This is a genomic window from Dyadobacter beijingensis DSM 21582 (assembly GCF_000382205.1).
Lineage (GTDB): Bacteria > Bacteroidota > Bacteroidia > Cytophagales > Spirosomataceae > Dyadobacter > Dyadobacter beijingensis.
Genome location: NZ_KB907787.1, coordinates 188,215 through 211,799, shown reverse-complemented (window position 1 = coordinate 211,799; position 23,585 = coordinate 188,215). Strand labels below are relative to the sequence as shown.

Genomic DNA, 23,585 nt, shown 5'->3' with positions numbered 1-23,585 from the left:
GCCGTGATGAACGGTTAGCAAAAAGAGCGGCGACACCGATCCGTGCCGCCGCTCTCCTAATTTTCGAAGTAAGTTACTTACCGAATGTTTTGAAAAGCATGCCCTTGGTCACCTTGTCTGTCAACGCCATGCCGTTCAGGATCGCCAGGTCGTCCAGCTTGTTGTCAGGCTGGTTGGCATCTTTCAGCGCGTCACGCAAAGTCGCGTCGCGCTGCGCAGTTTTGATACGGATACGTTCCGGCTGGCGGTTGAGGATATTCGGGTCAGAAACTGATTTGAAACCCTGCGCCACCGAGCGAAACTGGCCAGCATTGGCTGCATAGTTGCCTGCCGCTGCCACGCCGTGAATCGCGTAAATATTGCCGCCATACTGGATCAGCCACGTGCCCACCTGAATCGTATTTGCCGTTGCAGCCGCAGCCTGGCCATTTGCCCCCTGCTCTACTTGTTGCGACACCATTACCAATGCCGGGTTGCCGTTAATGGTCGCCTTTTCATTTTCCACCACTTTCAGGCCATACGCCTTCACCACCGCTTGTGCGGCCTCGTCCAATGTTTTCCCCTGCGCTAATGTGAACAGCATCATCGATTTGCCGTCCTTGGCCGCCATCTGGAATTGCGCGGGCGAGTTTTCGTACTGCCAGCCACTCGGTACCGGGAACTGGAATTTCAGCGACGGGTGGTAAAAATTGTTGTTTTCTACAAAGCCTTGCTGCGGATCGTTACCATATATAATGCCGTCGATTTTGCGCAGGTACGCGTCGCGATTTACATTATATTTACCCGGATGCGCGGTCTGGTATTCGGTTGCGAGCTTGCCCACTTTTGTCATACGGTCGCCCGGATCGGGGTGCGTGGATTGAAATGTCGGGATCGATTGTCCTGCTTTCTCGCTGATCTTTTTCAGTGTGCCAAAAAAATCGGCCATCTCTTTAGCATCATAGCCTATTTTGCTGGAATAATCGACCCCAATTTTATCAGATTCGGTTTCGTGATCGCGGCTGTAACTTAAAAACAGCAAGCCCAACGCCTGCTGCGCCTGCTCGCCCATCGCGCGCACCTGCGGGGAAAGGATCATCCCCGCCGCCAAACCTACTTGTCCAAAGATCTGCGAAGTCTGCTGCCGGGCCGAGTGACGAGCCGTAATGTGCCCGATTTCGTGGCCCAGTACCCCGGCGAATTCGGCCTCATTATTGAAATGCGCCATAATTCCCCTTGTAAAATATACGTAACCACCAGGCACCGCAAAAGCATTCACGACTGGCGAGTCGACGATGAAGAACTTGTAGGGCAAATCGGGTCTGTGGGAGATTTTCGCCATGGCCATACCCTTTTCGTTGATGAAGGATTGCAGGTTCTTATCGTCATAAATGCCCATTGTGGCCACAATAGACGGGTGCGATTCAGCCCCGAGCGCGATCTCTTTTTCCTGCGACATGAAGACGATCTCTTTCTTGCCCGTCACCGGATTTTTAGAACAACCTGCGAGCATTCCAGCCGCCACAACCGCCGGCAGAATGCGAAATGCGTATTTCATTTTCATAAAATTCGAAAAATGACTTGTTAGAAGGAGTTGTCAAAATTAACGTTGTTGGGAAATTTAAGCAAAGAATCATGCCAAAAGTGACTTCTGCCCGCCGACCGCTGACCGCCGCTACGTACCGGCATCAGCTATCGGCGGCCTGCGGACGGCAGTCGGCCGGCATAAAAAAATTTTCCTTAACCCCGCCATATTCTCTAAATTACCACTTCGTCCGGAAGCGGCATTGCCCCCTGGAACAACCTTTGAATATAACCAGCTCTGAGCCAGCCCCGTATGCCGCTATTTACATTACTATGAGTTTTAAGAAAATCACATACAGCGCCCTCCCCTCCTGGCTCGCCCGGCTGGATTTTCTCGGGCTGTTCGAGAAGGATCCGTTCGGCAATTATCTGGTTATCAAACGGATATTGATATTTATCCTCGGCTGGTTTACCTATTATCGCTATACGGCGGTGAATAAGATCCGCATTACCGGCACCGAACACCTGGCCGATCTGCCGGACCAGGGCGTGCTTTTTCTTTCCAACCATCAGACTTATTTCGCGGACGTCATCGCATTTTTCCACATTTTTTGTGCCGTTAAATGGGGCTATAAGGACACTATTTCGCCACCGTTTTACCTCTTTTCCCCGCGCGCGCGGATGTATTACGTGGCCGCCGCCGAGACGATGAAAGGGGGACTTTTACCCAAAATATTCAGCATGGGTGGTGCGATTACCATCGAACGTTCCTGGCGGGCCAACGGCGAGGACGTCAAACGCCAGCTCGACACTTCCGCGCAAGACCGGATCGGTGAGGGCCTGCACCACGGCTGGGTGGTGAGCTTTCCGCAGGGGACCACCAAACCGTACGCCCCTGTACGCAAAGGCACGGCACATTTGATCAACGACCAGCATCCGATCGTGATACCGGTCGTCATCAACGGTTTCCGGCGCGCATTCGACAAAAAAGGGCTGCGGTTTAAAAAACGGAACACCAAACTCACCGTACAGTTCAAGCCGCCAATGCATTTCGGGCAGGACGAGTCCGTCGAAGAAATGGTCGCACGCGTCACGCGGGCGATCGAACAGGAAGCGCCCGGCGTGGATACGCCCGGCGTGGATACGCCCGGCGTGGATACGCCCCGCGTGGATACGCCCCGCGTGGATACGCCCCGCGTGGATACGCCCCGCGTGGATACGCCCCGCGTGGATACGCCCCGCGTGGATACGCCCCGCGTGGATACGCCCGGCGTGGATACGCCCGGCGAATCCATTAACCCCGAAATCTGACGTGGTATGCTTTTTTCAAACCGTTATTTATGGAAAAAAAAGTATTGATCACCGGCGGTACGGGCCTGATCGGCAAGCGCCTGACTGAAATGCTGCTCGAAAAAGGTTACACGGTAGCTTATCTAAGCCGGAAGAAAGTTAATATTCCGTCCGTACAGGTTTTTGAATGGGATATTCAAAAAGGGTACATCGAAGACGGCGCCCTCGATAACCTGCATTTCCTCGTGCACCTGGCCGGCACCAATGTAGGCGAAGGCCGCTGGACGGAGGAACGCAAAAAATCCATTCTCGCAAGCCGCACGGAATCTATCCGGCTTATTGCCCGCAAACTGTCGGAACGCAACGAAAAGCCCGTCGCATTTGCTTCGGCGTCCGGCATCAGCTATTATGGCCAGGACACGGGCGACCAGCAAAACACCGAAACTACGCCAGCCGGTCACGATTTCCTCTCGCAAGTCAGCATTGAATGGGAAAAAGCGGCCGATACAATCGCCGCATTGGGTATCCGGACCGTAAAGCTCCGTACTGGCATTGTGATCAGTAAAACAGGCGGCGCCATCCCCAAAATGGCATTACCCGCGCGCTTCGGCGTAGGCGCGCCGCTGGGCTCGGGACAGCAGTGGATTTCCTGGATCCACCTCGACGATATGTGCAGAATGTACCTCGAAGCACTGGAAAATGAAGCCTGGCGAGGCGCCTACAATGCCGTAGCGGCTCCGCCAGTTACGAACGAAGGTCTTACAAAAGCCATTTGTACAGTCCTCCGCCGCCCGCAATGGTTCCCGAATGTGCCCGCGTTCGCATTAAAACTCGTCTTAGGAGAAATGGCAGCCGTGGTACTCGGCGGCAATTATGTGATCAATGAAAGGATTGAACGCGAAACGGCATTCCGTTACCAGTATGGGGATTTGGAAAGTGCATTGAAAGCGGAGCTTGTCTGAGTTGAGGGCCGACCCCGGACCGCCGGTCAAGTCGCATTATCGATTACCAATCACGAAACACCTGTCGGCGGTCAGCCGACGGCGGTCCCTATTCCTCCTCCTCCCCTTCCAGCTCTTCTTCCTCGATCGTCAGAACCTGCACCGTTTCGAGCCATTTTTCCCGCTGCATTTGCGCCTTAAAATCATCCAGGACGTTAAGCTGCACATTACCATTGCTGAAAACCGACATTTGCATGCCTACAAATGCGAGCGCTTCGTTCAGTCGTTCTTCCAGCGGGGTGACACTGAAAATACATTCGTTCCAGTACCATCCGAGCGATTCGCCGGCCACTTCTTCTACTATATTGATATAGTCTTGAAGCGTATATCCGACAAACGGCTTGCCGAAACGCACCCATAGCAACTTCATCACGTCGTCCAGCGACTGCGCGTGATTGGTTTTCTTCCTCAGATACAAATCGAGGATCAGCGCTACCAGGGCACCTTTGTGGTAGACCGACACTTTCCGGTTAGGGATGCCCTTTTCATAGCCATCCAGCCAGAGATCGAACGAGGATTCCGCCAGCGACTGCGCGGCATGTGCGCTGCTTTCGAAATGCCGCTTCATATATACCTGCAATTCTTTGGCGTAGGTTTCGTCGTTGAAAACGCCGGCGCGCCGCAGGAAAAGATCGCCGTAGTAGGTCGTGCAGCCCTCCGCTACGAAGCAGGTTTGGAAGTAATTTTCTTTGGTAAAATCATAGGGCAGCAGTTCCGTCGGGCGGATTCGGATGATATTCCAGGCATGAAAAAGCTCGTGTGAGCTCACACCCAGGAGGTCCGAATAAAGCCCTTCCCCTTCATCGTCGGGACCGAGGACGATCATCGTCGAGTTCTGGTGCTCTACACCGTGGTAGAATGCGGTGGGCAGGATCAGGTTAAGGAAATGGTAGTCTTTTTCGGGAAATTCCTGCATCATCGCGATCTGCTCGCGTGAGAACCGGCGGAAATCGCGCTCGATGCGCCGCCAATTGGGTTTCAGGTTACCATGCATCCAGATTTTGAAATGCACCCCTCGCACCTCGTATTCGCATTTTTGCAGACTTTCCGAGGCAAGCATCGGGCTATCCACCAATTGATAAAAGTCCCTTGCCGATAATACATTCTTACCCGCCAATGGCAATCCGCAGGCGATCTGGTAACCTTCGGGCAATGCGAGTTCCACATGATACGGTTCCGTGATGCGCCCTTCCGTATACATACAGAAGTTGATAAAATTCAGGTACCACAGCTCCTCGTCCACATAGCTGCTCCCCGCATTCTGAATGGAGGCATAATAGGTATAATGTATCCGCACCTTCGTTTCGCCCGCAGTTCCAACCCGCCAGCGGTCTTTTGTTACCTTATTCAGCGGCAGTTTGTGACCAGCGGCTGATATCGCTTCGATAAATTGAATATTTTTGGCAAAATTTTGAAGCTCGTATCTCCCGGGCCGCCAAGCGGGCAGCTGGATCTCGATTTGATCGCTGTTGATTTCGGGGATGGTGTAGGTGATGTCGAGAAAACGGGATTGTGGGTCAGGTACGGAAACGTAATAATGCATAGACAAAACGCGTGGGTGTTAAGAGGGGCCGGAAGCGCAGTTTGGAAGCAGACCAAAAACAGAAGTTCCTACGTTACCAGTTACAATATTATAAAATAAACGATTTTCAGATGAAAAGTAAAATCCTCCTGCCAGTCGTGCTCCTGCTGGCGGTTTTGACCGGTCCTTCACTCCTGGCCCAAGACGAATACTACCGCCCGGATTCGCTTCGGAAGGAACAGCCGGAAAGGAAGGAAGTGCCTCCTGTCGAAAGAAACCCGCAGCAGAAACCCGTCCTGGCAGAGAAAAAGAAGCTGTCCGATTTTAAAAACAAATCGTTTATCGATCGTTTGCGGCTCGGTGGAAGCTTCGGATTGAGCCTTGGGACTTATACGAATGTGAACCTTTCGCCGATGGCCGGATATGAATTGGCCGAAAACCTCGTGGCAGGTGTGGGCGTGACGGGGATGTATTTTAAATCGAACCTCGCAGGTGTCAATTCCATCTATTATGGCGGCCGGGCATTTCTGATGTACGCCGTGATCCCGGAGATCAATATCATCGGCGAAGTGGAAGCATTGAACGTGGAAGCCGATACCTATAAGAAATATGATGCCCGGAAATGGATCACTTCGCCCATGCTCGGAGCTGCTTACAGCCAGCCTTTGGGCGGCAAGTTCATCAAGGCCGTGCATTTGACGGCATTATATAATTTTAATTACGACAACCAGGTCGACGATTACGGGAACAACATTTCCCCATACGGCCTGTTTTGGGGGCAGCCGATCGTCATCCGCGTGACGTTCCTGTAAACGCGGCCCCTTGGCCAGGTTTTTGAGTCTTCATTTGAACTAACTGCTCGAATGAAGACTTTTTATTCAATACCAATAGCAACTATGGAAAACCCCGTATTAATTTTTGGAGCCGGCGACCTCGGGATGCAGGCCCTCGATATTTTCAGAAGAAATAATGTACTCGTGTATGGCTTCCTCGACGACCACGCGGAGCTGCACGGCAAAGAATTTGGCGAGGTAACCGTACTCGGCAACACCGACGACACAAGCTACCTCAGCATCATCGGTTCCAAATGCGAGGTGTTTATCGCTATCGGTGAGAAATCGGTGCGGGAGCGGCTCGTGGAAACGATCAACGAAGAGTATAAGAATATGCCTGTGAATGCAGTCCACGATACTGCGGTCATTTCAGGCATGGCGGCAATCGGCCACGGCAACCTCATTGCGGCGCGGGCTGCGATCGGAGCGCGCACCGTGATCGGCCATCATTGCCTGGTGCAAACCGGCGCGATCATCGATACCTCGGCCATCGTAGGCGATTTCGTGACCATCGGCGCAGGCGCCATCGTGAACGACCGCGTGAAACTGGCCGACGGTGTTTTTATCGGTTCCGGCGCGGTGATCGTCGCGGGAATTGAGGTGGGTAAGAATGCGCGCATTGGCGCAGGCTCGGTGGTGGTAGAGAATGTTCCCGCCGGCGCGACCTATTTCGGCAATCCGGCGCGGAAAATCTGACGAAGCACAGCATTAGTGCCGGATGGTCAACAAATTTCCGGCCCAATGTTTTTTATTAAACTGAAACACATTACCTTTGCACTCCTTTTGACAGAAAAAGTGAAAGAGCTAAGTAAATACAACATAGACATTTACGGTTTGGAAGACAAACAGTATGACTATGATATGGAGTCTGGCGACGCTTTTTTTGAGGAAATGGAACAGGATCTGATCGAGCAGGGGCACTTCAAAACGCACGTTGTGCTGAACAAATCGGCGACGATGATCCAGCTCCGTTTTCAAACGAAAGGAAGCGTAACCCTGACTTGCGACCGCAGCCTGGAAACGTTCGAGGAGCCGATTGATTCCGACGAGCGCATTATCCTGAAATTCGGCGATCACAACGAGGAACTGACGGATGAGATCGAGATCATCAACCGTAATACCAACAGGATCAACGTAGCGCGTTACGTTTTCGATTTTATCGCGCTGTCATTGCCTGTAAAGAAGCTCCACCCGAGCCTGCGCACTGAGGAAGATGATTTCGACCTCGAAAATGATGAGGAGGAAGGAACGTTGGTTTATACCTCGGGGGGAAAAACGGAGGAAGGGGACGAAAGGGAGGATGAAGAGAAAATCGATCCTCGCTGGGAAGCCTTGAAGAATTTGAAAAAGTAACAACAGCCAGGGATTTGAACCCCTGGGACATAAATAGTAAATAACAATAGACCAAAAATATCATGGCACATCCTAAGCGGAGACATTCCAGCACCCGTCGCGATTCACGCAGAGCGCACGATTTCCTTACCGGAAAGCAGTTGGGAACTGATGCTACAACCGGAGAAATCCACCAATTGCACCGTGCACACGTACACGAAGGCAACCTGGTTTACAGAGGAAAGGTTGTAGTTGAAAACTATACTAAAACGGTTTAGTTTCAGTCGATGAGCAATTCAATTTCGCAGCAGCCCTATAAAAGTTGTTGCGAAATTCTTTTTTACTGCGGCACATCTGCTAAATTTACACCTTCGGTTTCTAACTTATTTGTCAAAATAACAGCGTGTAAATGAAAATTGCGGTAGATGCTATGGGGGGAGATTTAGCTCCGCAAGCAATTGTTGAAGGGGTGATCCAAGCCTCTTCTGAGCTACCATCCGAGGCGAGAATCGTTTTAATTGGCCGTGAAAACGTGATCTGGGATATTTTCAACCAGCACAGCTTCACGCCTACTAATGTTGACGTCGTTCACGCAGAAGATGTGATCGAGATGGGGGAACATCCTACCAAAGCCCTTTCTCAAAAACCCAATTCCAGCATTGGCGTGGGTTTCAAACTTCTGAAAGAAAAAGAGGTAGACATATTCTGCAGTGCAGGAAACACTGGTGCCATGCACGTGGGCGCCCTTTTCAGCATTAAGGCTATCGAAGGCATCCTGCGCCCCGCCATCGCCGGGCTCGTTCCGCAGGTAGGCGGGGGCTACGCGGTCATGCTCGATATCGGTGCCAATGCCGATTGTAAGCCGGAAGTCCTTTCCCAATTCGGTGAGATAGGCTCCATCTTCGCCCAGCACACGTTTCAGATCGAAAAACCGCGGGTTGCATTGATGAATATCGGGGAAGAAGAGCAAAAAGGCTCCCTCACTTCACAAGCCACCTACCCGCTCCTGAAACAAAACAAGCGCATCAATTTCATCGGAAATATCGAAGGGAAAGATCTCTTCACCAATAAGGCCGACGTCATCGTAACCGACGGTTTTACGGGTAATATTTTGTTTAAACTTGGGGAGTCGTTGTACGAAATCTCCAAGAAGAGAGGTTTTCAGGACGATTTTATCGACCAGACAAACTACGAGTCCATCGGAGGCAGTCCCATTATCGGGGTGAATGGAAATGTGATGATCGCACACGGGGTGTCAACGCCTCTGGCTATCAAAAATATGGTAGGTTGGGCCTATAAGCAGGTAAAATCCAAAGCTTATCAGCACATCGCGCAGGCATTGAACTAACAACGGATGCTGACAACCACATGACTATGAAAAAACAGAAACTGTCCTATTTTACCAAATCTATTCGGATTTTGAATAGTTGATTTATCATGACCCATATTAAAGCCTCTATAACAGGAATACAAGGGTATGTGCCTGATTACGTTTTGACGAATGCAGAGTTGGAAACAATGGTTGCAACGAATGACGAGTGGATCGTCAGCCGTACAGGTATCAAGGAAAGGCGTATTCTCAAAGGCGAAGGTTTAGGAAGTTCACATATGGGTGCGGAGGCGGTAAAAGGATTGCTGGCCAAAACCAATACACGTCCCGAAGAGATCGATCTGCTGATCTGCGCTACTACCACACCCGATTTTGTTTTCCCCTGCACAGCCAACCTTATCTGCGACATGGCAGGCATCCGCAATATCGGAAGCTTCGATATCCAGGCGGCTTGTTCAGGCTTTATTTACGCATTGACGCTCGGCTCGCAGTTTATCGAGACCGGAAAATATAAAAAAATCATCGTCGTAGGTTCGGATAAAATGTCCGCGATTGTCGATTATACCGACCGCAAGACCTGCGTACTCTTCGGAGACGGCGCCGGCGCCGTACTGCTCGAACCCGACACCGAAGGCAACGGAATTCTCGACTCGATCATCAAATCGGATGGCGCCGGGTATCCTTACCTCAACCAGAAAGCCGGTGGAAGCCGCTACCCGCCTACCCACGAAACGGTAGAAAACAGGCTGCATTACGTTTACCAGGATGGTGCGCAGGTATTCAAGTTTGCCGTGACCAACATGGCCGACATTGCGGCCGATATCATGGATCGCAACGGGCTTACCAGCGAAAACACAGCGTGGCTCGTCCCTCACCAGGCCAACCGCCGGATCATCGAGGCAACCGCCAACCGGATGGGCGTAGGCATGGAAAAGGTGATGATGAATATTCACAAATACGGAAACACCACGGCAGCAACCATCCCCTTGTGCCTGTGGGATTACGAATCACAACTCAAAAAAGGGGATAACCTGATACTCGCCGCATTCGGCGGAGGCTTTACCTGGGGCGCCATGTACCTCAAATGGGCATACGACGCGCAAGTGTGATTTCATTAAAGCATTATTATACAATTCATTAGCATAAAAATGGCAACTACTGCAGATTTGCGTAACGGTTTGGTAATCCATTTCAACCATGATCTTTTTCAGGTGATTGAATTCCAGCACGTGAAACCCGGAAAAGGCAATGCGTTCGTACGTACCAAACTGAAAAGCCTCACAAGCGGTAAAGTTCTGGACAACACGTTCTCGTCAGGCGCCGGCATTACGCCCGTGCGTGTGGAAAGACACAAATTCCAATTCCTATATAAAGACGAAGTTGGCTACAACTTCATGAACTCCGAGACGTTCGACCAGGTGTTGATCGACGAAAAACTGGTGACAGCCGCCGACCTGATGAAAGAAGGCCAGGAAGTTGAGATCCTGATCAATACCGAAACGGAAGCTCCTTTGACCTGCGAACTCCCTCCTTTCGTAGAATTAACCGTAACTTACTCCGAGCCGGGCTTGAAAGGCGATACCGCCAACTCTCCTAAAAAGGCGATCGAGGTGGAAACCGGTGCGCGCATTATGGTGCCTCTTTTTATCGACGAAGGTGAAAAAATCAAAGTAGACACACGCACATACGAATACGTAGAAAGAGTTAAATCTTAATTAAATGGAAACCAAAGAAATCCAAAAACTGATTGACTTCATTGCCCAGTCGGGACTTGATGAAGTGAATATCGAAACGACCGATCTGAAAATCAAGGTAAAACGCTACGGCGCTGCACCGGTGGTATCCTACACCGCGGCACCTGTTGCGGCACCAGCACCTGCAATCGCTCCTGCGGCTCCGGCAGCAGCGGCACCGGCAGCTTCGGCAGAACCAGCGGTTTCCAAAGAACCGGCTTCATCCAACCTGATCACCATTAAATCGCCGATGATCGGTACATTCTACCGCGCATCCAGCCCCGAAACACCCGCTTTCGCGAACATTGGTGACGAAATCAAGCCTGGAAAAGTTGTTTGCGTAATCGAGGCGATGAAACTGTTCAACGAAATTGAATCCGAAGTATCAGGTAAAATCGTAAAAATCCTCGTTGAAAACGCAACTCCGGTGGAATTTGACCAGCCATTGTTCCTGGTTGAACCTGCATAAGCAGCGGACAAAAACTCACTGAATTACATGTTTAAAAAGATACTCATTGCTAACCGGGGCGAGATCGCCCTGCGTGTGATCAGGACCTGTCGTGAAATGGGCATCAAGACTGTCGCGGTTTACTCGACAGCCGATCGCGACAGCCTTCACGTACGGTTTGCCGACGAGGCCGTTTGTATCGGTCCTCCGCCCAGCAGGCAATCCTACCTGAGCATCCAGAATATCATTTCGGCAGCGGAAGTAACCGGCGCGGATGCGATCCACCCGGGTTACGGATTCTTGTCCGAAAACGCCGAATTCTCACAAATCTGTGCAGATTACGGCATCAAATTCATTGGAGCCACCGCCGCTCAGATCAACGGAATGGGCGACAAGGCTACCGCGAAAGCGACGATGATCGCAGCCGGCGTGCCGGTTGTACCAGGCTCGGAAGGTTTGCTCGAATCATTGGAGCAAGGCAAAGAACTCGCAGAAGGCATCGGCTACCCCGTGATCGTGAAAGCGACGGCAGGTGGTGGCGGACGCGGAATGCGGGTGATCAACAAACCCGAAGAGTTCGAAAAAGCATGGAACGATGCCCGTACGGAGTCTGCCGCTGCATTCGGAAACGACGGTTTGTACCTCGAAAAATTCGTGGAAGAGCCCCGTCACATCGAAATCCAGATCATCGGCGACCAGTTCGGTAAGGTATGCCACCTTTCGGAACGCGACTGCTCGATCCAGCGTCGTCACCAGAAGCTGGTAGAAGAAACGCCCTCCCCGATCATCACGCCCGAATTGCGGGAGAAAATGGGTGCGGCGGCCATCAAAGGTGCGCAGGCGATCGGCTATGAAGGAGCTGGTACCATCGAGTTCCTCGTCGACAAGCACGGCGATTTCTACTTCATGGAAATGAACACGCGGATCCAGGTAGAGCACCCGATTACCGAAGAAGTTACTGATTTTGACCTGATTAAGGAGCAGATCAAAGTAGCGGCGGGCGAGCCTATCACCGGAACGAACTATACGCCGAAGCTTTACGCCATGGAATGCCGCATCAATGCGGAAGATCCGGCAAACGGCTTCCGTCCTGCACCAGGAAAAATTACCAACCTGCATTTCCCCGGTGGTCACGGCGTGCGCATCGACAGCCACGTGTACAGCGGCTACACCATCCCGCCAAACTACGACTCCATGATTGCGAAACTGATCGTAAGCGGCCAGTCACGCGAGGAGGTGCTCACGCGTATGAAGCGGGCATTGCAGGAGTTTGTGATCGAAGGTATCAAAACTACGATCCCATTCCACATTAAGCTGATGGATGATCCGGGCTTCAAATCCGGTAATTTCACTACCAAATATTTGGAGTCATTTGATTTCTCTGCGTTGAAATAATTCAGAAGTCAGGTGATCTCTCATTTCTCCGAAGAGAAAGGGGATAGATACGCAAACGGCCGGCGGTTAAACTGCCGGCCGTTTTTTTGTTTGAATTCAATTCTAATTAAGGATCAATGCAAGCATTTTTTGTGTGGCTTCCATTCCTTGCTTGATTGTTCCAACAGAAGGAGTGCCATGGTAGTACCCGGCGAGGTGCAGCATATCATAAGCTTTGTTCAAATAGGCCATCAAAGTCTTGTTATGCCGGTTAAGACGAATCCGATATTCGTCAATACTATTAGGTTTTGTAAATTTTGCGCCCTCTTTCTTCCTCAAATACTCATCAGCAATCATCAATGCTGCGCTGTAAGCTGTTCCCGAGGCCATTTGGACATATTTGATATCCTTATAGACTTGTCCTTGCTTATTTGCCTTGGTACTGAGAATTTCCCGCGCGTTGTCGAGATAGCGTGTGATTTCCTGGTAGTTGTTCATAAAAAGTGTGGTTAATGTGATTACAATCTTACGGCTACGAAAGTACAGTCTCCGGTACTACGGCATCCTCCTCTTCCTCCATCATTCTTTCACCTTCTAAACGGTAAGGCCGGTTGAACGCCTCCTGCCGCATCGCAAAACGCGTGGCCAGTTTGCGGATCACCTCTTTCGACATTCCTTTTTTGTAGTTTAAAATTTCGGATACATAGCTTTTACTGACGTTCAGCAGCCCGGCAATATCCTTCGCCTTCATCTTATGATCCTTCATGAGTGATTTGAGCAGCTCCACGGGATCAAACTCGCCCTGAAAAATGCTATGCTCAGCGTCGTAATGTTCGATCAGGACCGTAAGCAGGTCAATTTCCTCTTCATATTGGTCAGAGTTCGCCGACTCCAACATCTGGATGAGCTCATTACAGTAATTGTTGTACTGCTCCGAATTCCTGATCACCTTATACCTCAACGTTTCCATACTAGTATATGTAAATTGAATATTGCAGCCCTCGCTTGCATAAATGTGTGTACTCTGCATGCGTTCCAATCCAGCATATCGACAAATGCACGCGGTTGGGTCCGAAATAATACTTGCAGATCATACGGTAGTTATTTCCACCGATATCATATACAACCCGCTCGGAACCATTGCCTAGAAAATCGGTGGTCGGATAGCTTTCCCTTATATCAATAGGCGATTGCCATCTGGCTGTTTTCAACTTTTTCAGCCATTCATCAAAGGATGATTTACTTCTGGCATGATCCGACACAAACCTTTCGATCGTGGATTCTTTAATCAGATGTACCCTCACTAAAGTGTGTGAATATAAGAAAAGTTCTCATAAAGAGAACTTTTCAGTTAACAATTTACATCAACTATTCTTGCAGCCCTACACCACCTGCGGCAGCGCATAAGGCGAACGATACTTCCTCGCCAGCAGTTTGTTAGCCTCCTCGTCCCCCACAAACTTTTCTGTCTTGTTATCAAATGTCAACGCACGACCTACCCGGTAGGCGATATTACCCAAATGCGCCAGGCCCGATGACAAATGCGCCGTTTCGACCGGGCCGTTGAGCATCTTCGGGTCTTTGGCGATAACCGCATCGATGAAGTTCTTATAGTGGTCACCGCCGGCTTTGCGGGATGGCCCGGCCTTTTTGTCCTTTCCAAGGAAAGTCTCGTAGTAGTCATACCCTTTTACCACCATATAGCCTTCCGAGCCGTAGAAGATGTTGCCGATGCCTACGCCGCCTTCGTCGTTGGTCATCCACGGGCGTACCTCGAACTCAATGATCTTCTTTTCTTTGGTATACACATAAGAAGAACTGAGCACTTCCGGAGTTTCCTTGGCGTCGTTCCAGAGGAATTTACCGCCGGAAGATGTGATTTTGTCCGGAAACGTGTCCACGCCGAGACCCCACATACACATATCGGTTTCGTGAATGCCCTGGTTGCCGATGTCGCCGTTGCCGTAGTTCCAATGCCAGTGCCAGTCGTAATGCACGTAATTGCGGGAGAATGGCTTCATTTCCGCCGGACCCGTCCACAGATCGTAATTGAGGCCTGCGGGAATGGGTTCGGTACCTTTGTCGCCGATATCGGGGCGCCATTTGTACACGAGCCCGCGCGCCATGTACACGTTTCCGATAAGACCGTCGCGGAGATGTTTCACGGCTTCTTTCAATGCCTCCGAACTGCGTAGCTGTACGCCGTGCTGCACCACTCTTTTGTATTTTTGCGCGGCTTCCACGAGTTTGCGGCCTTCGTGGAGGTTGTGTGAGCCGGGCTTTTCAACATACACATCTTTACCGGCCTGGCAAGCCCAGATCGCCGCTAGTGCGTGCCAGTGGTTGGGCGTGGCGATACTCACGGCGTCGATCGTTTTGTCATCAAAAACTTTACGCAGGTCGTTTTCGGTTTTGACCTTCTTGCCGGTCTTCTGCTCGAACTCCTGTGCACGCTTTTGCAGGATATTGTTGTCGGGATCGCAGAGCGTGGCTACTTCCACGTTACTCAGCGCATTAAAGCCTGAAATATGGCTCTGCCCGCGCCCGTTCACACCCAGCACGGCCACACGCACGCGATCGTTCGCGCCGAATGCGCTCGCGGGGATTACCGTCGGGATGGAAAGCGCCACAGCGGCGCCTGTCGTATTCCGGATAAAATTTCTTCTCGATAATTCGGCTGATTTGTACATAGGAAAGATTTTAGGATTTCGGAAAGCATATGGGCCCAAACGGAACTGACCCGCAACCAGTTAGACGAGTTTAAGAAGTAACTCCCTTATTCGTTGTCTATGAAAAAGTACTACGCATTTCGATGTAAGTACTATTCAACGCTACATAATTTGAACGATCCCGTAGCCGCTCACAAACAGGATCGACAGCACGCTGATCCAGAAGAATACATCATAAGCCGTAGAGGGCTTCAAGGTAACCGGCAGCTCGCGGTACCGGAACACCAGCGACACATATACTACCAGCAACAGCAATACGGAAGTGGCAATGCCACCCAGAATGACCATCATCACCGGGGCTTGAAAAAACAAAAACAACAGGCACCATGCAATCGGCAGCACCCATGAGAAGATAGCAATGCTTTTCCGCTGCGCCGCCGACGAGTCGAATGGCACCCAGCCGATCTGCCCGAATGCGTCCGCCCAGACCCGCGCCCAGCTGGCCGCCGCCGTAAATAAAGTGGAATACAACACGAAGAATGCGCCGATCAGGAAGATGTTTTTTGCCCAGGGGCCTAATGAGGCCGTGAATATCCGTGACAGCGTCTCCACCATCTCATATCCTTCCGGCACCGTACCGCCGGAATGCAGTACCGCCGCCCCAAGCAGATAAAATGCGGCTGTAACGATCGTGTACACGACCATCGACAACACCGCGTCGAGGTACATTACCCGGAACCAGCCTTTCGCCCGCTCAGACCATTCTTCCGAACCGTCGTTGGGGCCCGTGTAGGCCGCATAACCCTTTTCAATGCACCAGTAATTGTAGTACATGATTTCATCCCCGCCTACACCCGTGATGCCGAACGCCCCGAATGCCGTCGCTACCAGCGCCGTCGGCAGCGAAAATTGCAAGCCGCTTTCGATTTGCGGCCAATGAATGGCGTAAGGCGTCCATTGCAGGGAAAACAGGGATATGAGAATGACAACCGTGAATAAAATGATCATTACCAGCGAGCCTTTTTCAACGGGGCCATAATTGCCTTTATACACCCAGAAAGAAGTGATCAGCACGGAAATTATCGCCCAGAAATTGACCGAGATAATCGGGAACGCCATATTGAGCACAATGGCCACACCGCCTACTATGCCGCCAACCTGCAACAGTTTCAGGCCCTGCAGCGAAAGCCACAGCCAGATGCTCCAATGCGCCTTGCCCAGCCTGAGGCCGGGCAGATGATTGAAGTTATGCATGATGAATGTGCCCGTGTAAATGGCATTCTTCCCGAATTCCAGCTGTAACGCTACCTTGACCAGGCAACTCAGAATGATCAGCCAGAACACGACAAACCCCGCTTTGGCACCTAATGCCGTGGTAGCGATGAGCTCGCCGGAGCCGACGATGGCGGCGGAGAGAATAAAACCGGGACCGAGGTATTTGAGCCTGCCGAAGAAAGTAGTTGGCGGGGATAAAAGTTTGGACATAAACGAGAATTTATGTCCAAAAGCTAAGATTAGTCGTTATTTAATGCTGTACCTACAAATTCCCGACAGCCTGGTGAATCTGCTTCACCGTATCGACGTAATTATTCTCGCTCGGAAGCCCGAAAAGTGATTTTTCCTTGATAATCTGAGCTACATTCTCCGGCACCAGCTTCTCCCAACCCGGCTCGCCCCGCTTGATCATTTCAAGCACGAAATCCGTGGTGATATGCATATGCTCGGTGTTGTAGTTCTTGATGTCCTCGATCTTATCGTTCACGATCAGGTACTGGAACAATGGCCGCAAATGTTCGGGAACACGGAAATTCTCGCAGCTGTACACCGAGCCGTCGGGCTGTAATGTCGGGTAGATGTACAACTTCACCTTCCGGCTGAACAGCGTCGCGAAAGATTCCAGAATGCCCCCTTGCAGGAACTGATAATGCTTTTCCTCGAAAATATCCTGCAAGTTCGGGCTACCGAGCAGCAAGCCTGATTTCAGTTTCGTCAGTCGCGACAGATAGGCTACCAGGCGGTAATATTCATGGTGGTTCGAAATCATCACCATATGCCCCAGCGAGCAGAGAATGTCCACGCGGTCGAGGAAATCTTTCTCGTCGATATCGCGGTCGCCGGCTTTGAGGTTATGCAGCGTGAGCTCGGAAATGAGTACCACTTTCGATTCATCCACATCTTCTTCGGCCAGAAATTGCTTCTGACCATTGCTGATCAGGTCGATATGCACATTTGTAATCGGGCGCAGGCGGCCGCGCATCATAAGGATATGCTTTTTATACAACGCTTCCGAAGGCTGCAATACCCCGCCGTCGCTGCCGAACAACGCCGCATCGGTAAAGCCATTCTTCACCAGCCGAAGGCTCATCAGCCGGTTATCGACCTTGGCAAAATCGGGCCCGCTGAAACGCACCATGTCGATCTCGATCCGGTCGGTCGTGAGGTCGTCCATAAGCGACATCAGGAGGATTTCCGGCGATTTGTAATAGTAATAACAACCGTAAATCAGGTTCACACCGATAATGCCGAGTGCCTGCTGTTGCAGGATATTCTCATCGTCGCGCATGCGCACGTGGATCACGACGTAGTTTGTCGGACCCATGGGCGTGAGCTGAAATTGCAGGCCGATCCAGCCGTGCGATTCGTTCGTTTTCTGAAAGTTAAGGGCAACTACCGTATTGGCAAAGGCAAAAAACGTACTGTCTACACCCCGCTTTTCCGACAAGCGCTTTTCCACGAGATTATACTCGCGGTTGAGCATTTTCATCAGGCGCGATTCCACCACATATCGTCCGCCTTCCTCTGTCCCATATATTGCGTCGCTGAAAGTCATGTCGTAGGCCGACATTGTTTTCGCGATGGTTCCGGATGCGCCGCCGGCTTTGAAGAAGTAAGCCGCCGTTTCCTGACCCGCCCCGATTTCCGCAAATGAACCATAAATCCGGCGGTCGAGGTTGATCCTTAGTGCTTTTTGTTTTGTACCAAGATTCTTTTCGTACATAACGGTATATTAGTATAATGAAGAAGCTTACATGTAAATATAAGAAAAATACAGTTCAGGACTAAGCCGAATTTCTGATCTTCTGGCAGCAGAATGGAAAAGTTATATAATTTATTCACTTACGGCACTTTGATGCAGGCATTCGACAACCCCTTTGCGCGCAGGCTCAGGTTGTCATCCGACTATATAGGAAAAGGCTATTTCAGCGGTAAATTGTTCCGTGTGGAGTGGTACCCGGGCGCGCTGTACGAGCCCGACGCGCCTACGCGTGTACACGGGGAAATTTACCAGCTCAAAACACTAGAAATATTGAAGGAACTCGATGAATATGAGGATGTTCTCGAAGACGAGGCGGCAAGTTTGTATGTAAGGAAAGTTATTCCTGTCAGGGATAGCCGGGAAGTGGTCAGGGATTGTTGGGTGTATTTGTACAACCGATCCGTAGAAGAGCTGCCATTGCTCCCGGATGGCTGTTTCAAACACTAAGCCCTGAGACTCTCACCGATCACGCGGAGGCCGTCCAGTGTTAAGTTTCTGTCAATTTCCGCAAACTCGTCGCGGAGGGTGTCGATAATGGACGACAGCCCACCCGTGGCAACGGCAATGCATTCACCGCCCAGCTCCGCGCGAATGCGGCCCAGCAGCGACTTTACCAGCCCTTCATAACCCAGCAGAATGCCCGCCTGAATGGCTTCAACCGTATTTTTACCGATGGCCGACGGCGGCAATTGCAGCGGTACCTCGGGCAGCTGCGCCGTGTTGGCAAACAACGCCTTCACAGCAGTAACAAGCCCCGGCAGAATAGCCACACCCAGGATTTTGCTGTCCTTGGAAACAGTCGTAAACGTTAGCGCCGTACCGAAATCCACCACCACGCAATTCTCCCGGTAGCGCGTCGAAACCGCTACGGCATTGGCAATGAGGTCCGCGCCGATTTCGTGCGGGTGGTCGATTTCGATGGATAATGCAGGGTAAATGTCCGGGCCGACGACAATCACGGCATCGCCGAACAGCGAACGCAGCATGCGCAATATCGTGGGTGTCAAAGCTGGCACCACGCTGCTCAGCACCACCGTTTCCACATCCCCGAACCACAGGCCGGCTTCCAGGAAATGCAGCCGCAGCTTCGACTCGTAATGCGCTTCATTCTCCTGCACCAGCGATCGCATGCGCCAGATGTGCTCCCAGTTTTCGTATTCGTAGAGCCCGAAAACGGTGTCGGTATTACCAAGGTCGACGGCTAAAAGCATAGCAGAGAATTTACATGTGAGGGCAAAATAAGGGCATTCTTCAAATAAAACTTCATGGTGACCCGCTTTTGCCTCCGTTTCTTTTTGATTATACCTAATTTTAACCCCCGAAATAAAACGCGTGCTTTCCCTCGTGTAATCGAAGCACCGTCAGAATGTTACCACAGGAAGTGATATGCAATTTTTTACTCGCCGCGGATTTCCGGTACTGCTTTTTTTAACACAAATACTGAACCACGCCGTTCACGCACAAACCATTCCCGAATGGCAGGATCCGCAGGTTACCAGCATTAATACCGAGAAGCCGAGGGCCGATTTCTTCCCCTATCCTACCGAAAAGGCCGCATTGGCGATGGACAAAAAAAGCCCGTTCGTGCAATCGCTGAATGGCAGCTGGAAGTTCAAATGGGCGCAGCACCCTTCCAAAGCGCAGCTGAACTTTTACGACCCCAAAGTATCGGATGCCGGCTGGGACAATATCCCCGTGCCGTCCAACTGGCAGGTGGTAGGCGCCCGCGAAGGCCGCAAATACGACCGTCCCATTTTTAGCAATATCAAACACCCTTTCAAAGCCACGCCGCCGCGCATTACCGCCGATACCAACGCGGTGGGCATGTATCGTACCACGTTCACGGTGGCGGATGTGAAGGATAAGCAGGTGTTCCTGCATTTCGGCGGGGTGCAATCGGCCTGCTATGTATGGCTGAACGGCGTCGCGATCGGTTACCATGAGGACGGTATGACGCCTTTCGAATTCGATGTGACGGAAGATGTGAAGGCCGGCGTGAACAACCTCGCCGTGGAGGTGATCAACTGGTCGGATGGCAGCTACCTCGAAGACCAGGATTACTGGCGGCTTTCGGGCATTTTCCGGGATGTGAACCTGCTGCTTTTACCCAAAGTGGTCCTCACCGATTACGCCGTGCGCACCGTGCTCGACGCCGGTCACGAGCATGCGACATTGAAGCTCAATGCGTATGTCAAAAACTACGGCGAGCAGCCCATTCATGCGCACCAGGTGCTTTTTACCTTGTATGATGCTTCCAAAAACGTAGTCACCACACCCGTCAGCCAAATGGTCGGTACGCTCGAAACGGGCCGGGAAGGTGCCATCCGCGCTGAAATGCCTGTGCCTAACCCCGCCAAATGGAGCGCAGAAACGCCGCATTTGTACACATTGAGCGTGCAATTAATGAACTCAGACGGCAAAGTGCTCGAAGCGACGAGCCAGCGGATAGGTTTCAGGGATGTAAAAATCAAAGGCGGGCAGTTGCTCGTCAATGGCAAAGCCGTCACAATCAAGGGTGTAAACCGCCACGAGTTCGACCCGGAAACAGGCCGTGTGATCAGCCGCGAGTCGATGATCAGGGATATTACCCTCATGAAGCAGCATAATATCAATGCCGTGCGGACGTCGCATTACCCCAATGCGCCGGAATGGTACGACCTGTGCGACCAGTACGGCCTGTACGTCATGGACGAGGCCAATATCGAAAGCCATGAATTGTGGGGTAAAAATATCATCCTTGCCGATAATCCCCAATGGCGCGCCGCATTTCTCGCACGCGGCAATGCAATGGTGGAGCGCGACAAAAACCATCCGTCGGTGATCATCTGGTCGCTGGGCAACGAGTCGGGAATGGGGCAGAATTTCGTGGATATGAGCGATTTCATCAAGCTGGCCGACCCTACCCGGCCGATCCACTACGAGGGCAGAAAAGATTACAAACCCACAACGCTGAGCAGTTTCGACATCATATCCGTCATGTACCCCTCTACGCAGGATATGATCGACCTGGTCAAAAAAGACAGGTCCCGCCCGCTGATCGTCTGTGAATACGCGCACGGAATGGGCAACAGCATTGGTAACCTCAAAGAATACTGGGACCTGATCGAAAAATACCCGACGATGCAGGGCGGCTTCATTTGGGACTGGGTTGACCAGGGCCTGAAACTGAAACGTCCCGACGGTACGGATTACTGGGATTATTTCAACTACCTCGACGGCGCTAATGCCGGCGACGGCCTCGTCAACCCTGACGGCACGCCCCAGCCCGAGCTGAACGAGGTCAAAAAGGTATATCAATCCGTCAAGTTTGAAATGCCGGATACGCTGAAAGCCGGCGAAAGGACCGTTATCCTGCACAATACCTACGATTTCCAGCCGCTGAATGCATACGAGCTCGTGTGGTCGGTGATCGAGAACGGAAAAGTGGTAGGCAAAGGCGGCAACATTACCAACTTGCAGGCATTGCCCCGCCAGAAGCAGCAAATCAGCATTCCTTACGAGCTGCCCGCTGCCGCCAAACCCAACGCGGAGTACTTCCTGAACCTGAGCCTGCGCTTGAAAGAAGCGACATTGTGGGCACCCAAAGGTCATGAAGTAGCCTGGCACCAGGTACCGGTTGTGAAACCCGCCGCACCAAGGCCCAATCTCAGCCTGTACGGCGAACGACCGCTCCGCATTGCCCAGATTACAGCCGCAAGGGTGCAGGTTTCAGGCCAGGACTTTACGGTGGTTTTCGACAAGAACGAAGGCCGGATGATTTCTTTCAAAAACAAAAGGGAAGAAATGCTCGAAAGCGGCCCGTACGCCAATCTCTGGCGCGTGCCGACGGATAACGACGAAGGCGGCGGGGCCAAAAGCTATGCTTCGCACTGGCGGAGTTTTGGTCTGGATACGTTGGAACGCATTTCGTCCGACATGAAAACCCAAAAGCTGACTGCGCAGATTTACAAGGTCACATTAACGCAGACCTTGAAACAATCCAAAGGCGAAATGGATGTACAATCGGTGTACATGGTTTACGCATCGGGCGATATTCATGTACAAAACACATTCACTCCCCGCGGCGAATGGCCCCCGCTCGCAAAAGTAGGCATGCAGCTACGAATGCCCGCCACTTTTACCAAAACACAGTGGTACGGCAACGGCCCGCACGAAACCTATGCCGACCGTAAAACCAGCGGAAAAGTAGGTATTTACGCCGGAACGGTGGCAGAACAGCATTTTCCATACATTACCCCCCAGGAAAACGGCAACAAAACCCAAGTTCGCTGGGCAGCCGTCACCAACGCGGAAGGCGTCGGCATCCTGGTGGTAAGCGATACGGCATTCAATTTCAACGTGCATGATTATACGGACAAAGACCTGCTCGCTGCCAAACGCCGCGCCGCAGTCCTGAACCGCGGATCTGCCACGGTCGTCCATATCGACCTCGCGCAAATGGGCCTCGGCGGGGACGATAGCTGGTCGCCGCGTGTGCATGAGGCATACCTGCTGCCCGCAAAAAACTACGCCTATTCGTACCGGATGAGACCGATCGAAAACAATGCGAATGTCGATCAGATCGCCGCGGTACGTTTGCCTTACATTGACAAGAAAGAAACCAATGAAGCCGTATCGGCTGCTGAAACCGAAACCGCTGCCGCTAACACGGACCCGTCGGTAGGCGAAGATGAGGAAGAGGACGAAGAGGAAGTTGCCGCCGCGCCTGTACTTAAGACGAGCGTGCGCAAAGCGCCCGTACGGAAGAAAGTCGTTCGGAAAAAGAAACCCGCCCGCCGGCGCCGGAGAAGATAAAAATAAAAAGACTTGGCAAGTTCAAGAAAGGCCTGCCAAGTCTGCAATACCCCACAGTTAATAATAAAGACCCGGTGTTCCGGCGCCCCGGCGTTCCGGCGTTCCGGCGTCCCGGCGGTTGGAAATTCCGTTTGGCCCGCCGGGTCTTTATCACTTCTTAGGTGCCAGTACATATTGCGCTTTCACTTTGATGACCTGCGCGATTTTTACAAAAACCACCTGCGGCACTTCGATTTTATGGTCGACCAGCGCTACCTCGAAATCGGAATTGATCGTGATCTTACCTCCCTCGATCTTCATCTTTCCCTTGATCGTCCGTTCCTTGGTAACGCCGTGAACCGTAAACTTCCCGGTGGCCGACACATCGTAATCCCCGTCTTTGGCAAAATCCGGCCCCTTATCGACCTTCCCGGAGAAGGTTGCCGTCGGATATTTTTCCGATTCGATGTAGTTTTCGTTGAAATGCTCCTGCATGAGCTTGTTCGGGAAAGCAAACTCCCGCATGGTCATCCGGATTGCGATATCGCCGGTGGCCGTATTCAGGATCGCCTGCGACTTTTTATTCTCCGCTTCGATATTTTCCAAAGGGGTCGTCGCCGAGAACTTCGTGTTGCCGGCCGCCGTCGAGAACATTTGCGCAAATGCGTTCACGGAAAACAATGCGGTACTGAACATGGCCAGGCAGGCCACGCGAAAAAATTGCAGTTTCATAGTTTGGA

At 51.6% G+C, this 23,585-nt stretch carries 22 protein-coding genes and 1 pseudogene; 13 read left to right on the top strand and 10 right to left on the bottom strand.

The window, feature by feature from the left end:
• Positions 1-73: 73 nt before the first annotated feature.
• Positions 74-1,543: a M48 family metalloprotease gene (locus tag H144_RS0108110; RefSeq protein ID WP_019941556.1), complete on the bottom strand. Its 1,470-nt coding sequence runs from the start codon at positions 1,541-1,543 to the stop codon at positions 74-76.
• Between the two features lie 293 nt (positions 1,544-1,836).
• Between H144_RS0108110 and H144_RS0108105 the strand changes: the two are divergent.
• Both H144_RS0108105 and H144_RS0108100 read left to right on the top strand, forming a co-directional pair.
• Positions 1,837-2,622 (top strand): annotated as a pseudogene (locus H144_RS0108105) (lysophospholipid acyltransferase family protein); the annotation flags it as partial.
• Between the two features lie 221 nt (positions 2,623-2,843).
• Complete coding sequence (locus H144_RS0108100; RefSeq protein ID WP_019941554.1) at positions 2,844-3,755, top strand: TIGR01777 family oxidoreductase; 912 nt, start codon at positions 2,844-2,846, stop codon at positions 3,753-3,755.
• An 88-nt stretch (positions 3,756-3,843) separates the two neighbouring features.
• On the opposite strand, the gene H144_RS0108095 is transcribed toward H144_RS0108100, so the two are convergent.
• On the bottom strand, positions 3,844-5,337 hold the full coding sequence (locus H144_RS0108095; RefSeq protein WP_019941553.1) for a M61 family metallopeptidase: 1,494 nt from the start codon (positions 5,335-5,337) through the stop codon (positions 3,844-3,846).
• Positions 5,338-5,447: 110 nt separating this feature from the next.
• Here H144_RS0108095 and H144_RS0108090 point away from each other — a divergent pair, with 110 nt between their 5' ends.
• From H144_RS0108090 to accC, 9 genes are all read left to right on the top strand, one after another.
• Entirely contained in the window at positions 5,448-6,128 is a 681-nt protein-coding gene (locus tag H144_RS0108090; RefSeq protein WP_019941552.1) for a porin family protein, read from the top strand.
• A gap of 84 nt (positions 6,129-6,212) precedes the next feature.
• Positions 6,213-6,845, top strand: coding sequence for a NeuD/PglB/VioB family sugar acetyltransferase (locus H144_RS0108085; RefSeq protein ID WP_019941551.1), 633 nt, complete (start codon positions 6,213-6,215; stop codon positions 6,843-6,845).
• Positions 6,846-6,890: 45 nt separating this feature from the next.
• Positions 6,891-7,502 carry a YceD family protein gene (locus H144_RS0108080; RefSeq protein WP_019941550.1) on the top strand — a complete coding sequence of 204 codons (612 nt, stop codon included), beginning with the start codon at positions 6,891-6,893 and terminating at the stop codon, positions 7,500-7,502.
• 62 nt (positions 7,503-7,564) lie between these two features.
• Positions 7,565-7,759 (top strand): 50S ribosomal protein L32, encoded by a 195-nt coding sequence (gene rpmF / locus H144_RS33820; RefSeq protein ID WP_015813599.1) that lies wholly within the window; start codon positions 7,565-7,567, stop codon positions 7,757-7,759.
• Between the two features lie 131 nt (positions 7,760-7,890).
• Positions 7,891-8,829 (top strand): phosphate acyltransferase PlsX, encoded by a 939-nt coding sequence (gene plsX, locus H144_RS0108075; protein ID WP_019941549.1) that lies wholly within the window; start codon positions 7,891-7,893, stop codon positions 8,827-8,829.
• A gap of 89 nt (positions 8,830-8,918) precedes the next feature.
• A complete protein-coding gene (locus tag H144_RS0108070) occupies positions 8,919-9,920 on the top strand; it encodes a beta-ketoacyl-ACP synthase III (protein WP_026350507.1) in 1,002 nt (333 codons plus the stop codon).
• Positions 9,921-9,959: 39 nt separating this feature from the next.
• Positions 9,960-10,526 carry an elongation factor P gene (gene efp, locus H144_RS0108065; protein ID WP_019941547.1) on the top strand — a complete coding sequence of 189 codons (567 nt, stop codon included), beginning with the start codon at positions 9,960-9,962 and terminating at the stop codon, positions 10,524-10,526.
• A 4-nt stretch (positions 10,527-10,530) separates the two neighbouring features.
• Entirely contained in the window at positions 10,531-11,013 is a 483-nt protein-coding gene (gene accB, locus H144_RS0108060) for an acetyl-CoA carboxylase biotin carboxyl carrier protein (protein WP_019941546.1), read from the top strand.
• Positions 11,014-11,040: 27 nt separating this feature from the next.
• On the top strand, positions 11,041-12,387 hold the full coding sequence (accC, locus tag H144_RS0108055) for an acetyl-CoA carboxylase biotin carboxylase subunit (RefSeq protein WP_019941545.1): 1,347 nt from the start codon (positions 11,041-11,043) through the stop codon (positions 12,385-12,387).
• A 102-nt stretch (positions 12,388-12,489) separates the two neighbouring features.
• Here accC and H144_RS0108050 read toward each other — a convergent pair whose 3' ends face one another.
• From H144_RS0108050 to H144_RS0108030, 6 genes are all read right to left on the bottom strand, one after another.
• On the bottom strand, positions 12,490-12,864 hold the full coding sequence (locus H144_RS0108050) for a DUF5618 family protein (RefSeq protein WP_019941544.1): 375 nt from the start codon (positions 12,862-12,864) through the stop codon (positions 12,490-12,492).
• Positions 12,865-12,898: 34 nt separating this feature from the next.
• A complete protein-coding gene (locus H144_RS0108045; protein ID WP_019941543.1) occupies positions 12,899-13,336 on the bottom strand; it encodes a helix-turn-helix domain-containing protein in 438 nt (145 codons plus the stop codon).
• Position 13,337: 1 nt separating this feature from the next.
• Positions 13,338-13,628 carry a type II toxin-antitoxin system HigB family toxin gene (locus H144_RS33815; RefSeq protein ID WP_229207897.1) on the bottom strand — a complete coding sequence of 97 codons (291 nt, stop codon included), beginning with the start codon at positions 13,626-13,628 and terminating at the stop codon, positions 13,338-13,340.
• Between the two features lie 120 nt (positions 13,629-13,748).
• Positions 13,749-15,056, bottom strand: a complete 1,308-nt coding sequence (locus H144_RS0108040; protein WP_019941542.1) for a Gfo/Idh/MocA family protein — start codon at positions 15,054-15,056, stop codon at positions 13,749-13,751.
• Positions 15,057-15,197: 141 nt separating this feature from the next.
• Positions 15,198-16,520 (bottom strand): Nramp family divalent metal transporter, encoded by a 1,323-nt coding sequence (locus H144_RS0108035; RefSeq protein ID WP_019941541.1) that lies wholly within the window; start codon positions 16,518-16,520, stop codon positions 15,198-15,200.
• A gap of 52 nt (positions 16,521-16,572) precedes the next feature.
• Positions 16,573-18,033 carry a nicotinamide mononucleotide adenylyltransferase gene (locus H144_RS0108030; RefSeq protein ID WP_019941540.1) on the bottom strand — a complete coding sequence of 487 codons (1,461 nt, stop codon included), beginning with the start codon at positions 18,031-18,033 and terminating at the stop codon, positions 16,573-16,575.
• Positions 18,034-18,126: 93 nt separating this feature from the next.
• On the opposite strand from H144_RS0108030, the gene H144_RS0108025 reads away from it, so the two are divergent.
• Complete coding sequence (locus tag H144_RS0108025) at positions 18,127-18,519, top strand: gamma-glutamylcyclotransferase family protein (protein ID WP_019941539.1); 393 nt, start codon at positions 18,127-18,129, stop codon at positions 18,517-18,519.
• On the opposite strand, the gene H144_RS0108020 is transcribed toward H144_RS0108025, so the two are convergent.
• Positions 18,516-19,283, bottom strand: a complete 768-nt coding sequence (locus H144_RS0108020; RefSeq protein ID WP_019941538.1) for a type III pantothenate kinase — start codon at positions 19,281-19,283, stop codon at positions 18,516-18,518. The two genes, H144_RS0108025 and H144_RS0108020, sit on opposite strands and share 4 nt — an antisense overlap.
• A 175-nt stretch (positions 19,284-19,458) precedes the next feature.
• Between H144_RS0108020 and lacZ the strand changes: the two genes are divergently transcribed.
• Positions 19,459-22,866 carry a beta-galactosidase, LacZ type gene (lacZ, locus tag H144_RS0108015; protein WP_019941537.1) on the top strand — a complete coding sequence of 1,136 codons (3,408 nt, stop codon included), beginning with the start codon at positions 19,459-19,461 and terminating at the stop codon, positions 22,864-22,866.
• 150 nt (positions 22,867-23,016) lie between these two features.
• On the opposite strand, the gene H144_RS0108010 is transcribed toward lacZ, so the two are convergent.
• Positions 23,017-23,577: a YceI family protein gene (locus tag H144_RS0108010; protein WP_026350506.1), complete on the bottom strand. Its 561-nt coding sequence runs from the start codon at positions 23,575-23,577 to the stop codon at positions 23,017-23,019.
• Positions 23,578-23,585 lie beyond the last annotated feature (8 nt).